At 72.0% G+C, this 21,801-nt stretch carries 18 protein-coding genes and 1 pseudogene; 8 read left to right on the top strand and 11 right to left on the bottom strand.

The genetic code is table 11. The features are described 5' to 3' along the window. Positions 1 to 16 precede the first annotated feature (16 nt). Together ACFQGL_RS29645 and ACFQGL_RS29650 are read right to left on the bottom strand one after the other, a co-directional pair. Positions 17 to 1,111, bottom strand: a complete 1,095-nt coding sequence (locus ACFQGL_RS29645) for an efflux RND transporter periplasmic adaptor subunit (RefSeq protein WP_377515924.1) — start codon at positions 1,109 to 1,111, stop codon at positions 17 to 19. A 4-nt stretch (positions 1,112 to 1,115) separates the two neighbouring features. Then, the gene (locus ACFQGL_RS29650) at positions 1,116 to 1,760 is read right to left on the bottom strand and encodes a hypothetical protein (RefSeq protein WP_377515925.1); all 645 of its coding nucleotides are present in this window, start codon (positions 1,758 to 1,760) and stop codon (positions 1,116 to 1,118) included. A 124-nt stretch (positions 1,761 to 1,884) separates the two neighbouring features. Here ACFQGL_RS29650 and ACFQGL_RS29655 point away from each other — a divergent pair, with 124 nt between their 5' ends. The 3 genes from ACFQGL_RS29655 to ACFQGL_RS29665 all read left to right on the top strand — a co-directional run bounded on the left by ACFQGL_RS29655 (position 1,885) and on the right by ACFQGL_RS29665 (position 6,132). Further along, positions 1,885 to 2,586 (top strand): response regulator transcription factor, encoded by a 702-nt coding sequence (locus ACFQGL_RS29655; protein WP_377515926.1) that lies wholly within the window; start codon positions 1,885 to 1,887, stop codon positions 2,584 to 2,586. Further along, positions 2,576 to 4,405: a HAMP domain-containing sensor histidine kinase gene (locus ACFQGL_RS29660; protein ID WP_377515928.1), complete on the top strand. Its 1,830-nt coding sequence runs from the start codon at positions 2,576 to 2,578 to the stop codon at positions 4,403 to 4,405. Before ACFQGL_RS29655 ends, ACFQGL_RS29660 begins: the two co-directional genes overlap by 11 nt. 131 nt (positions 4,406 to 4,536) lie before the next feature. Continuing rightward, on the top strand, positions 4,537 to 6,132 hold the full coding sequence (locus tag ACFQGL_RS29665; RefSeq protein ID WP_377515929.1) for a phytoene desaturase family protein: 1,596 nt from the start codon (positions 4,537 to 4,539) through the stop codon (positions 6,130 to 6,132). Between the two features lie 127 nt (positions 6,133 to 6,259). Here the strand turns inward: ACFQGL_RS29665 and ACFQGL_RS29670 are convergent, their stop codons facing one another. After that, positions 6,260 to 7,840, bottom strand: a complete 1,581-nt coding sequence (locus ACFQGL_RS29670) for a Rieske 2Fe-2S domain-containing protein (protein WP_377515930.1) — start codon at positions 7,838 to 7,840, stop codon at positions 6,260 to 6,262. Positions 7,841 to 8,037: 197 nt separating this feature from the next. On the opposite strand from ACFQGL_RS29670, the gene ACFQGL_RS29675 reads away from it, so the two are divergent. Next, positions 8,038 to 8,262: a DUF2631 domain-containing protein gene (locus ACFQGL_RS29675; RefSeq protein ID WP_377515931.1), complete on the top strand. Its 225-nt coding sequence runs from the start codon at positions 8,038 to 8,040 to the stop codon at positions 8,260 to 8,262. An 84-nt stretch (positions 8,263 to 8,346) separates the two neighbouring features. Here the strand turns inward: ACFQGL_RS29675 and ACFQGL_RS29680 are convergent, their stop codons facing one another. The 3 genes and pseudogenes from ACFQGL_RS29680 to ACFQGL_RS32185 all read right to left on the bottom strand — a co-directional run. Next, positions 8,347 to 9,501, bottom strand: coding sequence for a DivIVA domain-containing protein (locus ACFQGL_RS29680; RefSeq protein WP_377515932.1), 1,155 nt, complete (start codon positions 9,499 to 9,501; stop codon positions 8,347 to 8,349). A 31-nt stretch (positions 9,502 to 9,532) separates the two neighbouring features. Next, positions 9,533 to 10,684, bottom strand: a complete 1,152-nt coding sequence (gene rlmN, locus ACFQGL_RS29685; RefSeq protein ID WP_377515933.1) for a dual-specificity RNA methyltransferase RlmN — start codon at positions 10,682 to 10,684, stop codon at positions 9,533 to 9,535. Positions 10,685 to 10,788: 104 nt separating this feature from the next. Then, a pseudogene (locus ACFQGL_RS32185) lies at positions 10,789 to 11,820 on the bottom strand (phosphatidate cytidylyltransferase); the annotation flags it as partial. Positions 11,821 to 12,782: 962 nt separating this feature from the next. On the opposite strand from ACFQGL_RS32185, the gene ACFQGL_RS29695 reads away from it, so the two are divergent. Further along, positions 12,783 to 13,226, top strand: coding sequence for a hypothetical protein (locus tag ACFQGL_RS29695; protein ID WP_377515935.1), 444 nt, complete (start codon positions 12,783 to 12,785; stop codon positions 13,224 to 13,226). Positions 13,227 to 13,292: 66 nt separating this feature from the next. Here the strand turns inward: ACFQGL_RS29695 and frr are convergent, their stop codons facing one another. The 5 genes from frr to ACFQGL_RS29720 form a co-directional block, all read right to left on the bottom strand. After that, positions 13,293 to 13,850, bottom strand: coding sequence for a ribosome recycling factor (gene frr, locus ACFQGL_RS29700; protein ID WP_377515936.1), 558 nt, complete (start codon positions 13,848 to 13,850; stop codon positions 13,293 to 13,295). A 74-nt stretch (positions 13,851 to 13,924) separates the two neighbouring features. Beyond that, positions 13,925 to 14,692 (bottom strand): UMP kinase, encoded by a 768-nt coding sequence (pyrH, locus tag ACFQGL_RS29705; RefSeq protein ID WP_151490294.1) that lies wholly within the window; start codon positions 14,690 to 14,692, stop codon positions 13,925 to 13,927. A 161-nt stretch (positions 14,693 to 14,853) separates the two neighbouring features. Beyond that, the gene (tsf, locus tag ACFQGL_RS29710) at positions 14,854 to 15,681 is read right to left on the bottom strand and encodes a translation elongation factor Ts (protein ID WP_377515937.1); all 828 of its coding nucleotides are present in this window, start codon (positions 15,679 to 15,681) and stop codon (positions 14,854 to 14,856) included. 134 nt (positions 15,682 to 15,815) lie between these two features. Further along, positions 15,816 to 16,715, bottom strand: coding sequence for a 30S ribosomal protein S2 (rpsB, locus tag ACFQGL_RS29715; protein ID WP_377515938.1), 900 nt, complete (start codon positions 16,713 to 16,715; stop codon positions 15,816 to 15,818). Positions 16,716 to 17,231: 516 nt separating this feature from the next. Next, positions 17,232 to 18,359, bottom strand: a complete 1,128-nt coding sequence (locus ACFQGL_RS29720; protein WP_377515939.1) for a hypothetical protein — start codon at positions 18,357 to 18,359, stop codon at positions 17,232 to 17,234. Positions 18,360 to 18,531: 172 nt separating this feature from the next. Here ACFQGL_RS29720 and ACFQGL_RS29725 point away from each other — a divergent pair, with 172 nt between their 5' ends. The 3 genes from ACFQGL_RS29725 to ACFQGL_RS29735 are packed head-to-tail and all read left to right on the top strand — an operon-like array spanning position 18,532 to position 21,653. Further along, positions 18,532 to 18,891, top strand: coding sequence for a YraN family protein (locus ACFQGL_RS29725; protein WP_377515940.1), 360 nt, complete (start codon positions 18,532 to 18,534; stop codon positions 18,889 to 18,891). Between the two features lie 45 nt (positions 18,892 to 18,936). Continuing rightward, the gene (locus tag ACFQGL_RS29730; protein ID WP_377515941.1) at positions 18,937 to 20,457 is read left to right on the top strand and encodes a YifB family Mg chelatase-like AAA ATPase; all 1,521 of its coding nucleotides are present in this window, start codon (positions 18,937 to 18,939) and stop codon (positions 20,455 to 20,457) included. Next, positions 20,454 to 21,653 carry a DNA-processing protein DprA gene (locus ACFQGL_RS29735; protein ID WP_377515942.1) on the top strand — a complete coding sequence of 400 codons (1,200 nt, stop codon included), beginning with the start codon at positions 20,454 to 20,456 and terminating at the stop codon, positions 21,651 to 21,653. Before ACFQGL_RS29730 ends, ACFQGL_RS29735 begins: the two co-directional genes overlap by 4 nt. Positions 21,654 to 21,801: the final 148 nt, after the last annotated feature.

The following is a 21,801-nucleotide window of genomic DNA, read 5'->3' on the forward strand; positions in this document are numbered from 1 at the left end:
TCGCGGGCCACGGCGGTCACGCGGCCGTCACCACGTCGAGGCCCTCGGTGACACCGGCGCCGCTGACCTCCACGAGCCCTCGGGCGAACATCCCGGTCTCCACCGCCACCAGCGCGCCGTCGGTGAGCTGGAGTGCGTGCCCGCCCTCGCGCAGCGCGACCAGCGCGCCGACCGGCACCGCGAGCACGTTCCGGTGCACGGTGGTGGTGAACAGGACCTGCACCGCGGCGGCGTCCAGCTTCGCCACGTCCGCCGCCTTGACCGGCGTCACGAGCACGTTCACCGTCGGCAGGCTGCCCTGACCGGCCCCGGCGTCCGGCCCGCCGCCGGTGACGGTGTGCGAGATCGAGGCGACCTTGGCCGGGATCTCGGCACCGTCGGGCAGGGTCACCGCCACCGCCGCGCCGACCTTGATGCTGCCGACCTCGGTGGCTCCGACCGGCACGGTGACCAGTTTGACCTTCTCGGTGACGGCCAGCAGCTCACCGGCGACCGGGTCACCGGGCAGCGCCTTCACCGCGCTGATCCGGACCGGCCCGGTCAGCACCGCGACCTGCCCGACCGCGATCGTGCCGGTGGGCTCGGTGCCGAGCGCCTGCTGCCACTTCTTGACCGCGGCGACCAGGCTGGCGGTGAGTACGGCCTGACCCGCGGGGAGCTTCGTGCCGTCCTTGCTCCGGGTGGGCTGCGAGCCGGTGTGGTAGCCCAGCGCCCGCAGGTTGTCCCACAGGATCCGCACGTCGCTGCCCACCAGGCCCGGCTTGTCGAGCGTACGGAACATCGGGGTCCCGCCGAACAGCGCCGGAACGGGCCGGTCGTTGACCCAGTAGAGCGCCGTTCCCCGGACCACCGTGTCACCGACCTTCGGCAGCCGGGTGACGACGCCGGCCCCGGCGCCCTTCACCACGCGTTCCGGGCCGAAGCCGAGCGTTCCGTCGAGCGACCGGCTGTCCGACAGGTCGGTCCGGGTCACCTTCGTCGTGGTGACCGGTGGCGGGGCGCTCGCCGTGCCCCCCGCCGGGTCACCCCGCAGGACCAGCACGCCGACACCGGCGCCGACGGCGACCACCAGGGTCACCAGCGCCAGGACGATCGCGGTACGGCGAGTCACCCGGCTACTTCTTGCCACCGAAGATCTCCATCGTGCAGTCCTTGTCGGCCTTGGCCTGGGCCTCGGCCGAGAGGCCACCGGTCGGGTTGGCCACCCCGTCGTCGTAGGTCCAGCCGGAACCGTCCGGGAGCGAGTGGATCTTCAGACCACGCCCGCGCAGGCACTGCACGTAGTCGTTCCACTGGCTCACGTAGTTCGGGTTCTTGTCCCGGTCCAGCTCCGGCGGCTGGAGCGGCAGCTTGTTGGCGCACGCGACGTACGCCGCCTTCGGCTCCCCGCTGTCGTCGAGGGAGAGTCCCTTGCCGGACCCCGCCGCTGCGGCGGACCGGCCCTTGTTCTCCTGCACCCCGTGGTCGTGCAGGCAGATCTTGTACGTCTCCCAGAGGTTCTGCTCCTCCTCGTCCGTCATGTCCAGACGCAGTTGCGGCCGGCCGGTGGCGGTACCGCCCGCGGTGGTCGCGCTCGGTCCGGCGGACGCGGTGGCGAGCGAGGCGACATCGCCCGTACCGCCGGGCGCCGTCCCGCCGGCGGCGGGCGCTTCGCCGCCGCAGCCGGTGAGGGCGGTGGCGAGGAGGGTGACCGCGGCGAGGGTGATCCGGTGGCTCCGTCGAGCCGGTCCGGCCGCCACCCGGGTGGTTGCGTTCGTCATGCCGGGGAGCCTCACGTGAACTTGTCAGAGACCTGTCAGGAACCGGTCGTCATCCGGTGGTCCGCAGGTCGGCGGCACCCTCGGGGCCGATCGTTCGAGGTCGCAGCGACGTACAGTCGCTGCCGTGTGCGCGCACGTGCTGGTTGCCGAGGACGACGAGAAGCAGGCCGAACTGGCCCGCCGCTACCTGGAACGCGAGGGGCACGAGGTGGTCGTCGTCTCCGACGGGCGGGCCGCACTGGAGCAGATCCGTCAGCGACCGCCGGACCTGCTGCTCCTCGACGTGATGATGCCGAAGGTCGACGGCCTGGACGTCTGTCGCATCCTGCGCCAGGAGTCCGACCTACCGGTACTCATGCTGACCGCCCGGTCGACCGAGGACGACCTGCTGCTCGGCCTCGACCTGGGTGCCGACGACTACATGACGAAGCCGTACAGCCCACGCGAATTGGTCGCCCGGGTGCGTACCCTGCTGCGTCGGGCGCAGCGGACGGCGCCGCAGGCCGACCCGGTGCTGCGGGTCGGCACCCTGCACGTCGACCCGGTCCGCCACGAGGTACGCAGCGACGGACGGGTCGTCGACTGCACTCCGGGCGAGTTCCAACTACTCCAGGCGATGGCCGCGCAGCCCGGCCGTACCTTCACCCGGGACCAGCTCCTCACGCACCTGCACGGCTTCGACCGGTACATCACCAACCGGACGGTCGACGTCCACGTGATGAACCTCCGCCGGAAGATCGAGCCCAACCCGCGTAAGCCGGCGCGACTCGTCACCGTCTACGGGATCGGGTACAAGCTGGTCGAGGAGACCCACCGTGTCCCGTGAGGTCCCGCTGCGCCGTAGCCTGCTGCTCCGGCTGCTGACGCTGGCCGTACTCGTCGCCATCGGCTCGATCGCGGCTACCACCTGGCTGGCTGTCCGCACCACCACCGGTGCGATCCGCCAGGAGCAGGGGCAGGCGCTCGCCGACGACGCCCGCGTCTACGACACATTGCTCGGTTACGCGGCGACCCACCCGAACTGGAACGACGTCGACGGGACCCTGCGACCGCTCGCCCGCCAGGTCGGCCGGCGGATCGCCCTGACCACCGAATCCGGTACGCCGATCGCCGACTCGTCGCCCGGGGCGGGTCAACTCCCGACGAAGCCATCCGCCACCGTCGACGCGCTCTCCGTCGACACCGCCCTGACCGCCGGACTCACCCCGGTGGGTGACGGTGACCAGGCCAGCGCCCGCATCGATCCGCGCAGCACCGGCCCGTACCTGCTGCCGGCGGACGAGCGCACGGCACTGAAGGCCGAGGCGGCCGAGGCGATCCGCTGCCTGCAGGGACGCGGGGGGATCGAGGCCACCATCGCGTACGGCCCCAGCGGCCGTCCACGCATCGAGACCCCCGGCACCAACCTCGCCGACAGCATCCTCTGCCTCGATGCCCGCGCGGCCCTGCGCACCCCCAGTGCCACCGAACGCCGGGCGCTGGCCCAACTCAACGCGCAGGTGAACACCTGCCTGGCCCGTCGCCACCTGCCCGACGTGCGGGTCGACCTGGACTGGACCTGGACGAGGCAACCCGGCCCGGTCCCCGAGACGCGGGGCACCGTCGAGCCCGACCAGGACCACAACCGCGCGGTCGGCGCCTGCATCGGCACCAGCCGGCGCGAACAACTCCTCCCGTACGTCGCCCCGGCGGCCACGCTCTTCGTCGCCGACCAGGGCGGTCGCCCCCCGACCGCGTTCGACCTGTCCCGCGCCAACCAGGCCCGCATCGTCGCGGTCGCCGGTCTCGTCCTGCTGATCACGGTCGGGTTCACCGTTCTCGCCGGCATCCGACTGACCCGGCCGCTGCACGCCCTGATCGGGGCGGCACAACGGATGCGCGACGGCGACGGCTCCGCCCGCGTCCGGGTCACCGGTCGGGACGAGATCGCCCGGCTGGCCGAGGTCTTCAACGACATGTCCGAGCGGCGCGAACGCCTGGAGCTGCTGCGCAAGGCGATGGTCAGCGACATCGCGCACGAGATGCGTACCCCGGTCAGCAACATCCGCGGCTGGCTGGAGGCCGTCGAGGACGGCGTCGCCGCCCCCGACCGGCGGCTCTTCTCCTCGCTGCTGGAGGAGGCGACGCTGCTCCAGCACGTGATCACCGACCTGCAGGACCTGGCCGCGGCCGACGCCGGGGAGCTGCGCCTGCACCGCGAACAGGTCTACCTCGCGGATCTGCTCGCCCAGGTGGTGGAGGCGCACCGGGTCCAGGCGGACCACGCCGGTGTCACGCTCTCGGCGCGGACCGAGGCCGACCCGGTGTTGGACGCCGATCCGGTACGGCTGCGCCAGGCCATCGGCAACCTGGTCGCCAACGCGGTGCGGCACACCCCGGCGGGCGGGAGCGTGACGATCAGCGCCGCGTCGGCGGCCGACGGGGTGACCGTCACCGTGACCGACACCGGCAGCGGAATCAGCGCAGAGGATCTGCCCCGGGTGTTCGACCGCTTCTGGCGGGCGGAGAAGTCCCGCAGTCGGCAGACCGGCGGCAGCGGCCTGGGCCTGGCCATCGTCCGCAAGCTGACCGAAGCCCACGGCGGCTCGGTCTCGGCCACCAGCACCCCCAACCAAGGCTCCACCTTCACGATCCACCTCCCCTAACCCCCCACCCCCACCCTTACCGCGGTGATCAAGAGATTTGCGTCAGGAAATGCCGGCCCGGTGACGCGAACCTCTTGATCAACAGGTCGGGGGCTAGGCCGGGCTGGGGGTGCGGGCTAGGCTGCGGCGGCATGAGCAGCGAACTTCCCGCCCGCGCCGACGTCGTCATCGTCGGGGCGGGGCACAACGGTCTGGTCTCCGCGATCATGCTGGCCCGCGCCGGGCTGGACGTCCTGGTGCTGGAGGCGGCCGACGTGCTCGGCGGCGCGACCCGTACCGAGAACCCGTTCCCGAAGGTCCCCGGGCTGCGCCACTCCACCGGGTCGTACCTGCTCGGGCTGATGCCGCCGGAACTGCTCGCCACCCTCGACGTACGGATCCCGGTGCTGCGCCGCGACCCGCACTACTTCCTGCCCACGCCGGGCGGCCTCGGCTCGCCCTACCTGCTCTTCGGCAGTGACACCGCGGCCACCCGGGCCCAGCTGGCCGAGTTCTTCTCCCCTGCCGACGTGGCCGCCGACGACGCCATGCAGGCCGAACTGGCCGCGCTCCGCGAGGACCTCGCTCCGGCCTGGCTGACCGAGCCGCTGACCGCCCAGGACACCGCCGACCGGTACGTCCGTCCGGCGCTGCGACAGACCTTCGTCGACCTCGTCCAGGGCTCGGTCGCGGACTACCTCGCCCGGTTCGAGTTCCGCTCCGAACTGCTGGTCAGCATGTACGCGGTCACCGACGGCCTCTCCGGGCTCAACGCCGGCCCGGACGACCCCGGGACGGGTCATAACTTCCTGGTGCACAACATGTGCAGATTGCCCGGCTCGGGCGGCACCTGGATGATCGCCGAGGGCGGGATGGGCACGGTGTCGCGCACCTTCGCCGACGCCGCGCGGGCCGCCGGCGCGACCATCCTGACCGGTACGCCGGTGAGCGCGGTGACCCTGGACGGCGGTGCGGCCAGCGGTGTGGTCCTCGCCGACGGCCGAGAGGTGGCCGCCCGGGTGGTGCTCGGCGCCTGTGACCCGTACCGCCTGATGGACCTGGTGCCCGACGGCGCGCTGCCGGCGCCACTCACCCAGCGGATGGCGGCGGTCCGCCGCCCCGGCACCACCCTCAAGCTCAACCTGGCGCTGACCGGGCTGCCGCACTTCTCCTGCCTGCCGGCCGGGACGCCGAGCCCGTTCGGCTCGACCATCCACCTGCTGCCCGGCTCCGCGTCGCTGGTCGGCGGCGAAACCACCTCACCGATGACCGCGCTGCGCGCGATGTGGGCGGACGTGCAGGCCGGGCGTCTGCCGGCGGAACCGACCATCGAGTGGTACCTGCACACCACCGTCGACCCGTCGCTCTCCGACGCGCAGGGGCACCACTCGTCGGCGCTCTTCGTCCAGTCCGTCCCCTACGAGCTGGCCAACACCACCTGGGACGCGGCGCTGCCCAGCTACGTCGACCGACTCATCGAGATCGTCGAGCGGTACGCCCCCGGCACCGGCGACCTGATCGCCGACGCGGTGCCGCTGCCCCCGCCGGGCATCGAGGCGCACTTCGGCATCACCGGCGGGCACATCCACCACGTCGACAACACGGTCTCGTTCACCGACCGGATGCCCTACGCCACCGGAATCGACGGCGTCTACGCCGGCAGCGCCGGCTGCCACCCGGCCGGCAGCGTCATCGGCGCCGCCGGCCACAACGCCGCCCGTCGCGTCCTCGCCGACCTCGGGCGCTAAGGAAGGGCACCTTATTAACGCCTCGTGTAGAGGAAGGGTCCCTTCCTAACGCCGGAACGCCGGAACGCCGGAACGCCGCAACGCCGGGAACGCCGGGAACGCCGGAGCACCGGCAACGCCGGCAACGTCAGCTCAGGGCTTCGCCGGCCGGGGCGGGTGTTTCGGCGTCCACGCGGTGGGCGCGGACCTTGTGCCCCACGCTGGTCAGGCAGCGGCCGCTGGGCAGGTCGAACCGCCAGCCGTGCAACTGACAGGTGAGCTGGTCGCCATCGACGATGCCGAACCGGGTCAGGTCGGCCTTCAGGTGCGGGCAGCGCCGCTGCACGACCCAGTCGCCGAGGGTGATGTCCTCGGCGTCGGTGCTCCGCTCGTGCTCGTCGTACCAGCCCTCGGCGTACTGGAGTCGCTCCTCGGACAGGCACTTGAAGAACGCGTAGACGAACTCGTTGTACTGGCCGATCCGGGCCGCCGAGAACCGGCAGGAGAGGAAGAGCGAGTTGACCCAGTCCACCTCGTCGATGAAGAGCAGGTGCTCGATCAGCGACCGCTCGGTACGGAACCGGTAGCGGACCTTCTCGTCGGCGTACGGCCGGACCTCCTTGCCGGGGAAGTCCACCACGATCGACTCGACGCTCTCGCCGTCGTAGCCGACCAGGTCGAAGCGGACCGGGCCACCGACCCCCTTGGCCAAGTAGATCGACTCGTCGAGCAGCGGCTCGATCCGGCTCTTCATCTGGCCGAGCACGTCCACCTCGGGGTGCCGCCAGGACGCCTTCTCCGCCTCGATGATCGGGCGCTTGCGCTCCCGCATCTCCTCCAGGTGGGCCACCTTGTTCGCGAAGAACTCCTCGACCGGCACCGGGTGGGTCGTGGTCGCGCCCTCGGTGGTTACCTCGGCGACGCTGCCCGGCAGCAGCACGATCCCGTTGGTGCCGCCGACCTTGGCGTACTCGGCCATGAAGACGGACTGGTCGGGGAAGATGTTGCCCTCGTCGCCGTGGATGTCGTTGAACTGCCACAGCGCGTCGTCGAGGAAGCACGGCGGGCCGGCGATCGGGAAGACGTGGGACGCCTTCAGGTCGTCGATGTAGCGCCAGGTCCGGTCGAACTGCCGGTCACGCTTCTGCTTGCCGAACGCGGTCTTCGCGGCCTGCGGCAGCTCGTAGACCATCGGGTACCAGATCGCGCCGGAGAACTGGAGCAGGTGGGCGTGCACGTGCCCCAGCTCGGCGAACACGCTCAGGTCGGTGGGGCGGGCGTCGTTCTGGTTGAGCAGCCGCACCCCGTCGTACTCGACCCAGAGCGACGAGTCACCGATCGGGCCGTCGGTCGGGCTGGTCAGCGCCTGGATCATGACCTTGAGGCCGCCGTCCAGCTCGACGACCTCCTCGCTGCGGGTCTTCAGGAACTTCGTGAAGCCCAACGCCCGCAGCTCGTCCTCCATCTCGGAGGTGGGGAACTCCGGCAGCAGCACGGTCGCCTGCTTCGACACGTACCGCTTGAGGTGCGCCGCGTCGAAGTGGTCCCGGTGCAGGTGGGACACGTACAGGTAGTCGACCTGACCCAGGTGGTCCCAGTCGAGCAGGGAATTGTCCGGGAAGGGAAACCAGGACGCGAAATAGGCCGGATTGACCCACGGGTCGCACAGGATGCTGCCCGCGGCCGTGTCGATCCGCATGCTGGCATGCCCGGTTCCGGTCACTCGCACCGCACAGTCCCCCTCAAACAGACAATCAGGTGTACGCCAAACGCTACCGGAGGGAGTCTGACCGCCGCCCCGCGACGCCGGTAGTGCCATCTGGCCCCGGGAAACGGGGCCGGACGGCCGGGAAACCCCCACCGCGCCGCCCCGGGCAGGAGGCGTGCCAGACTAACGAAAGATCCGATCGCGAGGAAGGACCGACAGTGGCAGGAAGCGAGCCGGTAACGTCACCGGACCAGCACAAGCCGGGGCACCGTAAGTCCGGGCGGATCGGTGCGGTGCTCTCCGCGCTGGCGCTGGTCGTGATGGCGTTCTGCGGCAACCACGAGGGCAAGGTCGAGGAGATCTGGCTGGTCAGCCTGGCCGCGCTGCTGCTGGTCATCGTGATCGGCGACGCCGTGCTGCGGCGCAACGGTCTGCGCTCCTGACCCGATCGGCCACCGCACGACCGGCCGACAACGCCGAGGGCCCGCCCCCACCAGGGGACGGGCCCTTGTTCGTACGCGTCGGGGTCAGCGCCCGAAGAGAATGTCCTGCACGTCCTTGAGCGCGGCGTCCACCTCGGCCTCGAAGTAGCCGCCCTGCACCAGGCCGAACCGGAGCGTGTCCAGGTCCTTCGGGTTGACCGGCATCGGGTTGCGGCCCTGCATGCCGCCGAGCAGGGTCTCGAAGAACCGGTCGACCTGGTCCGGGTCGTACCCGCTGCCGAAGCGGCGTACCTGGAAACTGCGCCGGATCTGGTCGACCCGGTACAGGTCGCTGCCGGGCGGACCGGCCATCGGGGGGCCACCCATCGGCGGGCCGGCCAGGGCGGGCGGACCGGCCATCGGTGGGCCGCCGACGCCCTGCTGCGGCATCGGGGGTGGACCGGCGGGGCCACGGCGCATGTCGCGCAGGTCCCGCTCGGGCATCCGGATCTCAGCGGTCATGTCGGCACGACCATGCCGGCCGGCCTCGAAGCCGTCGAAGCGCGGCTCCTCCTGCGGCGGCGGGTAGCCACCGGGACCGCGCTGGTCCTCCTGGCCGTAGCCACCCGGCATCCGCGGGTCGTCCGGGGGGCCGTAGCCGCCGGGCATCCGCGGGTCGTCCGGGGGGCCGTAACCACTGGGGCCGGCCGGCAGACCGCGCGGCGGGACACCGTGCCCACCCATCGGGCCACCGGGGCCCATCGGGCCGGGGCCGCCCGGGCCGCGTGGCCCGTCGTAACCGGTGCGGGGAGCACCGTCGTACCCACCGGCGAAGGCGCCGGTCGGCTCGTCGTACCGGCCGTAGCGGTCGGCGGGTGGGCCGGCCTGCGCCGGCATCGGCCGGGGCGGCATCGGCTGCGGGACCATGCCCCGGTCGTCGCGCATCGGCGGGCCGAGCCGGTCCGGCGGGCCCAGCCGGTCACCCATCCGCGGGTCGCCGCCCCGCCCGGCGGGACCGCGCTCCTCCAACTCGGCCAGCTGCCGCTCGACCCGGTCCAGGTGCAGGTCGACCTGCCACTCGTCGTAGCCGTTGAACCGAACCCGGAAGACCACGTCGTGGACCTCCTGGGAGGCCACGGGCGCGCCGACCTGCCGGCCGTCGAGCGTCGCCTCCACCCGGTCGAGGAAGGCATCCACCTCGTCGACCTTGTATCCCCGGCGGAGCGCCTTGCGCCGGAAACGCTGACCCTGACTCGCCACTATGTCTCCTGGTTTCGTGCGCCACGCCCGGTCACGCCGGTGCCTCTCCGGCGCGATCGCTGTCGGTGTCCTCGGCGGCGGCGAGCTGGCCACACGCGCCGTCGATCTCGCGACCTCGGGTGTCCCGCACGGTGGTGGACACCCCGGCGTCGCGCAACCGCCGGACGAACTCCCGCTCCACCGGCTTCGAGCTCGCATCCCAGCGACTGCCCGGCGTCGGATTGAGCGGAATGAGGTTCACGTGGGCCAACTTGCCGGCCAGCAGCCGTCCGAGCAGGTCAGCTCGCCACGGCTGGTCGTTCACGTCCTTGATCATCGCGTACTCGATCGACACGCGACGGCCCGTTCGGGCGGCGTAGTCCCACGCTGCGTCCAGCACCTCGGCTACCTTCCAGCGCTGGTTTACCGGCACGAGTTCGTCGCGCAGATCATCATCGGGCGCGTGCAGGGACAACGCAAGGGTCACTGAGAGGTCTTCGCTGGCCAGTCGGCGGATGGCCGGAACCAGGCCGACCGTGGAAACGGTGATGTGCCGCTGCGACAGGCCGAGCCCTTCGGGAGCGGGGCTGACCAGGCGACGGATGGCCGCGATCACCCGAGAGTAGTTGGCCAGTGGCTCGCCCATGCCCATGAAGACGACGTGCGACAGCCGTGGCGGGGAGCCGGCGACCGCGCCGGAGGCCGCCACACCGGCCAGGTAGACCGCCTGGTCGACGATCTCGGCGGTGGACAGGTTGCGGGTCAGGCCGGCCTGGCCGGTGGCGCAGAACGGGCAGGCCATGCCGCAGCCCGCCTGGCTGGAGATGCAGACGGTGACCCGGTCCGGGTAGCCCATCAGCACGCTCTCCACCAGCGAACCGTCGTGCAGCCGCCAGAGCGCCTTGCGGGTCGCGCCGTCGTCGCAGGCCAGCTCGCGGACCGGGGTGAGCAGCCTGGGCAGCAGCCGGTCGGCCAGCCGCTCCCGCGTCGCCGCGGGCAGGTCGGTCATCGCCTGCGGATCGCGGACGAGTCGCCCGAAGTAGTGGGTGGAGACCTGCTTGGCACGGAAAGCCGGCTCACCCAACTCGGCGACCAGCGCCTGGCGGCCGGCCAGGTCCAGGTCGGCGAGGTGCTGGGGTGGCATGGAGGCTCGGCGTGCGGCGGGGGCGTCCGAGGTGGCGGGGATCAAGGGCAGGCTCGTCATGGCTGGTCCAGTGTGTCACGCCGAGGGCGGCAGGTCCCCGTCCGGAGGTGCCGATCCGGCCCGGACCGATGGATCGGGATGGCCCGGTTGACGTGATCCATGCCTCACTTCACCACCGGCACGAAGACCACCAGCAACAGGTACGCGGTCGGCAGCGCGAACAGGATCGAGTCGAGCCGGTCCATCAGGCCGCCGTGGCCGGGCAGCAGGTTGCTCATGTCCTTGACCCCGAGGTCCCGCTTGATCATCGACTCGGCGAGGTCGCCGAGGACCGCGGCGACCGAGACGGCCAGCCCGAACAGCGCACCCCACCAGAGGGCCACGTCGAACATCAGCCAGAGCAGCAGTGCGCTGCCGAGCGCCGCCGCGGTGACCGAGCCGCCGAAGCCCTCCCAGGACTTCTTCGGGCTCACCGACGGTGCCATCGGGTGGCGGCCGAACGCGACGCCGGCCGCGTACCCACCGGTGTCGGAGAGGACCACCGCGACCAGCGTGGCCAGGATGCGCAGCGGACCGTCCTCGGGAGCCGCGGCCAGCAGCGCCGCGAACCCGCCGAGGAACGGCACGTAGACGGCGATCAGGGTGGCCGCGGTGAGGTCCCGTTGGAAGCCGGCCGGACCGTCGCCCAACCGCCAGATCATCGTGCCCAGGACGGTGACCAGCAGCCCCAGGCTGAGCGCGTCCGGGCCGGCGAACCAGGCCAGCCCGACGGTCAGCACGCCACCGGCGACCAGCGGCACCAGCGGCGGGTGGGCGCCGCTGCGCCGGACCGCCCTGGCCATCTCCCAGATGCCCACGGCGACCGCGCCGGCGACCACGACCAGGAACGCCGTCGGGTAGAAGACCAGCGGCACCACGATCAGCACGCCGAGGGCGAGCCCGACCCCGATGGCCGCCGGCAGGTTGCGGCCAGCCCGACCGGTGCCCGCCTGCTGGGTGGGCGGCCGGTCGACGCTCGCCCGGCGACGGCCCTTCGGGCGGCGGCCGGTCGGCTGCTCCGGCTCGGTCGCCGGCTCCGGAGCCGGACCGAGGTCCGTCCGGACCGGGGGCAGCTGCGCCGTCGGATACCCGGCCTCGTCGTCGTAACGGACGGGCGGTTCGCGGTCGTCGTATCGAACGGCCGCGTCGCGGTCGTCGTATCGGACGGGCGGTTCGCGGTCGTCGTAACGGACGGGCGCGTCGCGGTCGTCGTAACGGGCGGGCGCGTCGCGGTCGTCGTAACGGGCGGGCGCGTCGCGGTCGTCGTAACGGGCGGGCGCGTCGTAGCGGCCGGGCTCGTCGTAGCGCTCAGGACCGTCGTAGCGGTCCGGGCCGCTGTACCGGCCGGGCTCGTCGCGGCGCTCGGGGCCGTCGTAGCGGTCCGGGCCGTCGCCGACGGTGGGCGGCCGATCGGCGTACCGGCCGGCCCGGCCCCGGTCGTCGTACCGGTCGGGCTGGTTGCGGTCGTCCTCGTACCGGTCCCGGTCGTCGAAGCGGTCCCGGTCGTCCGGGCGGACCGGTCGGCCGCGCTCGGCGTACGGGTCGGCTGGGTGCGGGTCGGCGGGCGGGCGGGTGCGCGGATCGGCGTACAGCTCAGGGGCGGTGCCCGAGCGTCGGCTCCACTGCCCTGGTTCGAGATCGGGCTCCGGCCAGGGCAGGCCGGGTCGCTCCGGCCGGTCCCAGTTGTCCGGGCCGCCGTAGGGGTCGGGGTGGGACATCACGCACCGCGATGCGGCACGAGTACCACCACAGAACGCAAGACCACAAGCAACCCCTACGCGCGCGACGTGTTCCTCCGGTTGACCGGCCCGATGGGCGGTCGATTCCCGGTGTTCACCGCCCGGTGGTCGGGAATCCTGCCGAGCCTACTGCACCCGCCGCCGGGCCGAGGCGGACGAGGGCGTCGCGGCCGTCCGCCCCCGGGCGCGGGCACCGCGATGGCGGCGCTGGGCTGCGGGTACGGCCCGTCCGGTCCGCCGCCTCCACCAGCTATCCATCCATCGACGGCTATCCGACCGACGGACCGGGCGAACGGGTGATGCCGCACCGGGCACACCGGTGGTCGGCTGACGGTGCGCCCGGTGCCCGCCGGCGCGTTCCACGGGGAAGGGAGCGGTTCGTGCGCAGAATCAGCCTGGCGGTGTTGACGATCGCCGCCATCGTCCTGACGGTGGCTGCACCGGCCACCGCGTCGGCACGTGGCGCGAAGATCAGGATCGAGCACCGCACCAGCGCGTTGTACCCGTACGACCCGAGCTACGAGCAGGAGGGGCTCGCCTACCCGGCCACCATCGTGCGGGGAGAGGTCCGCCGCTGCCCGGCCGGGACGTACTTCCTGTCGGCGTCGCTGACCCAGGACGGCCTGCCGACCGTCTGGGCCACCAGCGGACACGGCGCCGGAGAGGTCACCTGCGACGGTGGCACCGTGAGCCTCACGATGGGCTTCTACCGGACCGACCCGGTGCTGCACCCCGGCCGGGCCACCGTGCGCTTCGAACTGCACGACGCGTACGTCGGAACGACCCTGACCGAGACCACCCGTACGGTCCGGATCCCCCGCTGACCACACGGCGCGAGGCCCGTCCCCGCAGCGGGGTCGGGCCTCGTGTCAGTGGTACGGGCGCTGGGGTCAGACCTCCAGCAACTCGGTCTCCTTGTGCTTGACCAGGTCGTCGACGCTGGCCGCGTAGCGCTGGGTCAGGTCGTCCAGCTCCTTCTCGGCGCGGCGACCGTCGTCCTCGCCAGCCTCGCCGTCCTTGACGATCCGGTCCAGCTCCTCCTTGCCACGGCGGCGGACGTTGCGGATCGCCACCTTGGCCTCCTCGCCCTTGTGCCGGGCCACCTTGATCATGTCGCGGCGGCGTTCCTCGGTCATCTGGGGGAGCAGGATGCGCAGCTGGTTGCCCTCGTTGTTCGGGTTCACCCCGAGGTCCGAGTCGCGGATCGCCTTCTCCATCGCATTGATCTGCGAGTTGTCGTACGGCTTGATGATCGCCATGCGTGGCTCGGGGACCGCGATGGACGCCATCTGGGTCAGCGGCGTGGGGGTGCCGTAGTAGTCGATGATGACCTTGGAGAACATGGCGGCGTTGGCGCGACCGGTGCGGATGGCGCCGAACTCCTCCTTGGCGTGCTCGACCGCACGCTCCATCTTTTCCTCGGCCTCGAGGAGGGTGTCGTCGATCACCGGTCTCCTCGCCTCCTTCTGTGCTCGTCGTGGGCTCTGCTCGCTGCTGTCGTCACCCCGGGTGGGGCGATGACTCAGGCGGTGATCAGGGTGCCGATCTTGTCGCCACCCACCGCGCGGATGATGGTGTCGTCACCCTGCGCGCCGAAGACCAACATCGGCAGCCCGTTCTCCATGCAGAGGCTGAACGCCGCCGCGTCGGCCACCCGCAGGTTGCGGCGCAGCACCTCGGAGAAGGTGATCGAGTCGAGCTTGCTGGCGGTGGGGTCGATCCGGGGGTCGGCGGTGTAGACGCCGTCCACGCCGTTCTTGCTCATCAGCACCACGTCGGCCCGGATCTCCAGCGCACGCTGGGCGGCCACCGTGTCGGTGGAGAAGTACGGCATGCCCGCGCCCGCGCCGAAGATGACCACACGGCCCTTCTCCAGGTGCCGGATCGCGCGCAGCGGAATGTACGGCTCGGCGACCTGGGCCATGGTGATGGCGCTCTGCACCCGGGTCTCGATGCCTTCCTTCTCCAGGAAGTCCTGCAGGGCGAGGCAGTTCATCACGGTGCCCAGCATGCCCATGTAGTCGGCGCGGGCCCGGTCCATTCCGCGCTTCTGCAGCTCCGCACCGCGGAAGAAGTTGCCGCCGCCGACCACCACGGAGACCTGCACGCCGCGGCGGACCACGGTGGCGATCTGCCGGGCGATGGCCTGGACGACATCCGGGTCGACGCCGATCGCGCCGCCGCCGAACACCTCGCCGGAGAGCTTCAGCACCACTCGGCGGGCCCGTCCGGGCGGAGGCGCCGTCGGATCGTCCACCGCCAACGTCCGATCACTCACAACCTGCGTCATCCGCCCCGCCCTTCCCCACGCGTACGCCCCGTGCGCCGCGTACCGCGAACCTGCCGCTGCCGACATTATGTGACGAGGAGGCCGCGGTGCCTGTCACGTACACCGGCGGCCTCCTCGTCGACGTCTCCTGCCCACGGGCGCACGCGGCGCCCGGTGACGGCTCAGGCCTGGCCGACCTCGAACCGCACGAAGCGGGTGACCTCGATGCCGGCCTCGGCCAGCATCTGCTTCACGGACTTCTTGTTGTCGGCGACCGACGCCTGCTCGACCAAAACGTAGTCCTTGAAGAAGGCGTTCACCCGACCCTCGATGATCTTCGGCAGGGCCGCCTCGGGCTTGTTCTCCTCGCGGGCGGTCTGCTCGGCGATCCGACGCTCGGACTCGACGACCTCGGCCGGGACCTCGTCGCGGCTGAGGTACTTCGGCCGCATCGCGGCGATCTGCATCGCGACGCCACGGGCGTCGGCGTCGCCCGCCTCGTCGGTCTTGCCGGTGTACGACACCAGCACACCGACGGCCGGCGGCAGGTCCTGGGCCTTGCGGTGCAGGTAGACCGCGGTGGTGCCCTCGACCTTGGCGAACCGGTTGAGGACCAGCTTCTCGCCGATCTTGGCCGACTGCTCCTGGATCAGGTCCGCGATGACCTTGCCGTTCAGCTCGGTGGCGAGCAGCTCCTCGGCGGTGTTCACGCCGGAACGCTCGCCGTGCTCAACCAGCTGCTGAGCCAGCTCGATGAACGACTCGGTCTTGGCCACGAAGTCGGTCTCGCAGTTGAGCTCGAGCAGCGCCTTGCCGGAGTGGGCGACCAGGCCGTTGGCGGCCGTACGGCCGGCCCGCTTGCCGACGTCCTTGGCACCCTTGACGCGCAGGATCTCGATGGCCTTGTCGAAGTCGCCCTCGGCCTCGGTCAGCGCCTTCTTGCTGTCCATCATGCCGGCGCCGGTGAGGTCGCGGAGCTTCTTGACGTCCGCGGCGGTGATTTGGGACATGGCTCTCTCTTCGGTGTTGAGACGGCGTGTGGATGGTCAGACGTGCCGGTTACCCGGATCCGGGCGGATCGTGCCCGGCGTACCGTCGCTGCCCGCCGTACGCAAAAACGGACGGCGGGGCAGCGACGGTGCGGTCACTCCGCGGCGGCTGCCGCCGGCTGCTCGGTGGTCGGCTGCTCGGCGGTCGGCTGCTCGGTGGCGGCCTGCGCCGGCTGCTCGGCCGGGGCGGCGGTCGACTCGTCGGCCTTCTTCGGGTCCTCGAGCAGCTCGCGCTCCCACTCGGCCAGCGGCTCGTCGCTCGCGACACCCGGCTCGGGCTTCTCGTCGGTGCCCCGGCGACGGCCGGAACGCGCGATCAGACCGTCCGCGACGGCGGCGGCGACGACCTTGGTCAGCAGCTCGGCCGAGCGGATCGCGTCGTCGTTACCCGGGATCGGGAAGTCGACCTCGTCCGGGTCGCAGTTGGTGTCCAGCACGGCGATCACCGGGATGCCCAGCTTGCGGGCCTCGTCGACGGCGATGTGCTCCTTCTTGGTGTCGACGATCCACACCGCGGCCGGGAGCTTCTGCATGTCCCGCAGGCCACCGAGGGTGCGGGTCAGCTTGATCTTCTCCCGGGAGAGCTGCAGCGTCTCCTTCTTGGTGTACCCGGCGGCGGTGCCGCTCAGGTCACCGAGGGCCTCCAGCTCCTTCATCCGCTGAAGGCGCTTGTAGACCGTCTGGAAGTTGGTCAGCATGCCACCGAGCCAGCGGTGGTTGACGTACGGCTGGCCGACGCGGGTCGCCTGCTCGGAGATCGCCTCCTGAGCCTGCTTCTTGGTGCCGACGAAGAGGATGCTGCCACCCTCGGCGACGGTCCCACGCACGAACTCGTACGCCTTCTCGATGTAGTCGAGGGTCTGGCGCAGGTCGATGATGTAGATGCCGTTGCGCTCGGTCATGATGAAGCGCTTCATCTTCGGGTTCCAGCGCCGGGTCTGGTGCCCGAAGTGGACACCGCTCTCCAGCAGTTGGCGCATGGTCACGACGGCCATGGTTTGGGTACTCCTCAAGATCCCTGGTTGTCACGCCCGACCGGTGGCCGGGCGTCCTGGCGCCTGGTCGCCGGCCATGGTGTTCCCGACCAAGATCGGGACCAGGGAGGCCGTCGCTCCACGACGACTTCGTGGAGAGGGCACGCGAGGTCGACCGCGCAAGGCGGTCGCCAGTTGGCCAGTGTACGCCCCTGCCCCGCCCAACCGCCCCCGGGTGCGCCCGCCGCCCACGCCGCGCCGCCTCGCGCTGCGCCGCGTGCCGGGCCGGGCCGCGCCGGGCCGCGCCGCGCCGCGCCCGGCCGCGCCGGGCCGGGCCGGGCCGCGTCGGGCCGGGCCGCGTTCATGATCCGCACAACATCCGGGAAATTGCTGCCTCAGCGTCGCGGGAAGCCACTCTTTCCCGGATGTTGCGAGGATCTTCGCCCGGAGCGGCGTGGCCCGCCCAGGTCGGGAGCGGCGTGGCCGCCCAGGCCGGGGTGGCGTGGCCGCCCCGGTCGGGGTGGCATGTGCGGCGGGTCAGTTGGCGGCGAGCGCTGCGGCGACGAAGAGCGCCAGTCCGACGGTCAGGTAGGCCGTTGGAGGGCGCAGCCAGCCCCGGCCGCCGTCGGAGAGCGCCAGTCCTCCGGTTCGTAGCCCGTACAGCCCCGTTGCGAAGATCGGCAGCCCGGCGACCAGCGAAATACCCACCACCACGTTCCCGGCGGACACCGGGTCACCCGTCACCCCGGCCAGCAGCACCCGCAGTGCCGGGACCTCGAACACCAGCACCAGCAGGGCGAAGAGCACGGCCAGCACCGGCCGGCGGGTCCGGTAGACGCCGTCGGCAACCGGCGGGTACGTCGACGGCTCCCCCGCCGGCAGGTCACCCCGGGGGCCGATCGGCATCATCGGGCCGGTCGGCATCTCCAGTGGGTGCGGCGTCTCGCCGCTGCGGGCGCCCGGTTCGACGATCGGGTACCCACCGAGCGGGGCGGGACGCGTCTGCTCGGCGAGCCCACCTGCCGCCTGATCGCCGGTGGGCGTGGTCTCGCGGGCTCCGATCAACGGCATCGACTCACGGCCCGCGGTCAGCGGCGCACTCGCCGGAGCCGACTCCCGGGCGGCCCGGCGACCGGGCAGCTCACCGGAGATCTCCGAGGGGTCCCGGTCCGCCCGCCGCGAGCGGGCGGCCCGGTAACTGTCGGTCTCCGAATGACCGCCTCCCAGTGGGTCGACCGCCCCGAACCGTCCGGAATCCGGCTCTGCCGCACCGACGCGGCCTGCCTGGGCGTCCACGGCGTTGAAGCGACCCGAGTCCGGTTCGGGCGAGCCGAAGCGGCCGGAGTCCACCGCGCCGAAGCGGCCGGAGTCGAGTTCCCCGGGCCGGTCGGGGACCGCCGCGAAGCGGCCGGAGTCACCCTCGGGCGTCCCGAAGGGCGGCTGGTCACTCCCGGTCGAGCCGAAGCGGAGGGACTCCCTGCGTCGACCGACACCGGTGTCCTCGCCGAGGCGACTCTCCTCGGCACCACGCTGCTCGGGAACCTCGCTGTCCCGGTACCGCGGCTCGCCCGCGCCACGCCACTCCGACTCGCCGTAGCCGCGACCCCGCTCGTCGGGATACCAGCGCGACTCCTGATCTTCGGGAAAGCTCCGTCGTCCGTCCACGTCCGGCACCGTATTCGACCGGCTGCGCCCGCGCCATTCCACCCTGCGCCCGTCGGAAGCCGTCTAGCACAGGACAGGGGTGATCGTCCGGTTGTCCACAGGACGCCCGTTGTCCACAACTGGCCGCCTCCGGGGTCGCGGCGGTCGCGCCTCGACCGGCACCGTGCCGACCATGACGAAGCGGAACCAGGCGGTCGGCGCGTACGGCGAGCGGTGTGCCGCCCAGCACCTGATCGGGGCGGGGCTGCGCCCGATCGTCCGAAACTGGCGCTGCCCGGCCGGTGAGATCGACATCATCGCCTGGGACGGGCCGGTGCTCGCCTTCTGCGAGGTGAAGACCCGCCGGAACGACACCTTCGGTACGCCGGCCGAGGCGGTCGTACCGGCGAAGGCCCGCCGCCTGCGCGCGCTCGCCGCGCGCTGGCTGGCCGAGACCGGCACCACGGCCGAGGAGGTGCGGTTCGACGTGCTCTCGGTCCGGCTGCCCGACGCCGGTCCGGCGCTGGTCGACCACCTCAAGGGCGCGTTCTGAGATGCGCGCTCCGTTCGGTGCGGGTACGACCGGCGGTGACGCGCCGTGAGCTACGCCAAGGTGCTCTGCGTGGGTCTGGTCGGGGTGGCCGGTCACCTGGTCGAGGTGGAGGCCGACCTGGCCGCCGGTCTGCCCGCTGTGGTGATCTCCGGGCTGCCGGACACGGCCCTGCACGAGGCCCGGGACCGGGTCCGGGCCGCTGTGGTCAACTCCGGCCAACGCTGGCCGAACCGGCGCATCACCCTGAATCTGCTGCCGGCGACGCTGCCGAAGTTCGGCTCGGCCTTCGACCTGGCCATCGCAGCCGCTCTGCTGGGCGGTTCGGGTGAACTGCCGCTGCTGCCCCTGGAAGGCGTGGTGATCCTCGGCGAGTTGGGGCTGGACGGGACGGTCCGGCCGGTACGCGGGGTGCTGCCGATGGTCGCCGCCGCCGCCCGTGAGGGCATCGAGCGGGTGATCGTCCCGGTGGGTAACGCCGCTGAGGCCGCGGTCATCCCGGGGGTCCGGGTCCGGGCGGTGGACACCCTGCACCGGCTGGTCACCTTCGTCCGGGACGGCAGCCCGCTGATCGAACCACCGGCGGCGACCCCGGAACCGGTCACCGGCGGTCCGGATCTGGCCGAGGTCGCCGGGCAGCAGATGGGCCGACGGGCGCTGGAGGTCGCCGCCGCCGGTGGTCACCACCTGGCGCTGCTCGGTCCACCGGGCGCCGGCAAGACGATGCTCGCCGAACGACTGCCGTCGATCCTGCCCGAGCTGGACGACGACGCGGCGCTGGAGGTGACCGCGCTGCACTCCGTCGCCGGGCTGCTCCCACCGGGCGGCCGGTTACTGCGCCGCCCGCCGTTCCAGGCACCACATCACACGGCGACGGTGCCGTCGCTGGTCGGCGGCGGTTCGGGGCTGGCCCGGCCCGGCGCGGTGTCACTGGCCCACCGCGGGGTGCTCTTCCTGGACGAGGCGCCGGAGTTCAGCAAGGGCGCGTTGGAGGCCCTGCGCCAGCCGCTGGAGCACGGCCGCATCCAACTGGCCCGCAGTGGCGGCGGCACCGAATACCCGGCCCGGACCCAGTTGGTGTTGGCCGCGAACCCTTGCCCCTGTGCGAAGCCGGCGGGCGACGCGTACTGCGAGTGCACGCCGTTGGTCCGCCGCCGCTACCTGGCCCGGCTCTCCGGGCCGTTGCTCGACCGGATCGACGTGCAGGTACGGCTGATGCCGGTGCGGGCGGCTGATCTGCTGGAGACGGCGAGGTCGGCTGAGCCGTCGTCGGCGGTCGCCGCCCGGGTGGCAGCGGCGCGACGGGCGGCCGCCTCCCGCTGGGTGGGCACGGGGCACCGGCTCAACGCCGAGATACCGGGCCCGCACCTGCGCCACCCGCCGTGGCGTCTGCCCGGCCGAGACACCGGTGAGCTGCGCGGCCGGCTCGACTCCGGGTCCATCTCGGCCCGCGGCTTCGACCGCATCATCCGCCTGGCCTGGACCATCGCCGACCTGGACGGACGGGATCGCCCGCACCGGGAGGACGTCCTGGAGGCCATTCAACTCAGGACGGGAGACGGGACATGAGCACCAGGGAGGAGCGACTGCTCGCGAGGGTGGCGCTGAGCTGGCTCGCCGAGCCGGGCACGCGGACGGTGTACCGGTTGGTGGAACGGATGGGCCCGATCGCGACGCTGGAACTGCTGCTCGACGGCGGGGCACCGGACGAGCGGCTCCGTGCCGCGGTGGCGGCGCGCTCTGCGGGTGGCGACGCCCGCGCCGTCGCGGCCGATGCGCTGGCCCGCGCCGGCCGGCTCGGGGCACGGATCATCTGCCCCGAGGACGACGAGTGGCCGACGCAGTTGGCCGACCTGCACCGCCTCAGGCTGCCCGACGCCAGCCGACGGGTCGACCTGGAGACCGCACCTCCGCTGTGCTTCTGGATACGCGGGGAATGGCGCCTGAACGAGGCATTGGAACGTTCGGTGGCGGTGGTCGGTGCCCGGGCCGCAACGCCCTACGGCCTACACGTGGCAACGGAACTCGGTTACGGGTTGGCCGACCGGGATTGGACGGTGGTCTCCGGTGGAGCGTTCGGCATCGACGCGGCGGCGCACCGGGGTGCGCTGACCGGGGGCGGCGTGACGGTGAGCGTCCTGGCGTGCGGGGTCGACCGCCCTTATCCGATGGGAAACACCGCGCTCTTCGATCGGATCGCCGAGACCGGGTTGCTGATCAGCGAGTGGCTGCCCGGGGCCGATCCGCTGCGTCCGCGGTTCCTCATCCGCAATCGGGTGATCGCCGCGGGCACCCTCGGCACCGTGCTGGTGGAGGCGTCCGCTCGCAGTGGTGCGACCCAGACGATGAATCGGGCGATCGCCCTCGGTCGGCACGCGCTGGTGGTGCCCGGGCCGGTCACCTCGGCGATGTCGGTCGGCACCCACGAGATGCTCCGCGAGCAGCCGAAGGCTCGTCTGGTCACCGGCATCGCGCATGTCCTCGATGCGGTCGGTCGGATCGGCACGGACCTCGCGCCACCCGCGCGAGGTCCGGACCGCCCGGCGGACGTGCTCGACGACGAGGCGAGCCTGATCCTGGAGACGCTTCCCCGCCGGGGCGCGATCGGGGTGGACGCCCTGGCCGCCCGGGCCGGCGTGGACATCCGGGTGGCATTGCGGAAACTGTCCATGTTGGAGGAGCTGCGCATGGTGGTACGCCGGGACGGCGGGTACGTCCTGGGGCCACCGCCCGACGCCGTCAGGAAAAGGGGCGCTCGGACCTGAGGTGGGCGAACAAACCACCGGGTCGGCCGCGATGCCCTGGCTGTCGGGATCAGCGTCGTCGAGATACGGCTTCAGCGCACCGGCCGCGCTGTGACGAGCCCGCCCGCGCCACCTTTCGAGGACGGCCTCGCAGGTACTGCCGAAGGTC

The organism is Micromonospora vulcania (assembly GCF_042658605.1).
GTDB lineage: Bacteria > Actinomycetota > Actinomycetes > Mycobacteriales > Micromonosporaceae > Micromonospora > Micromonospora vulcania.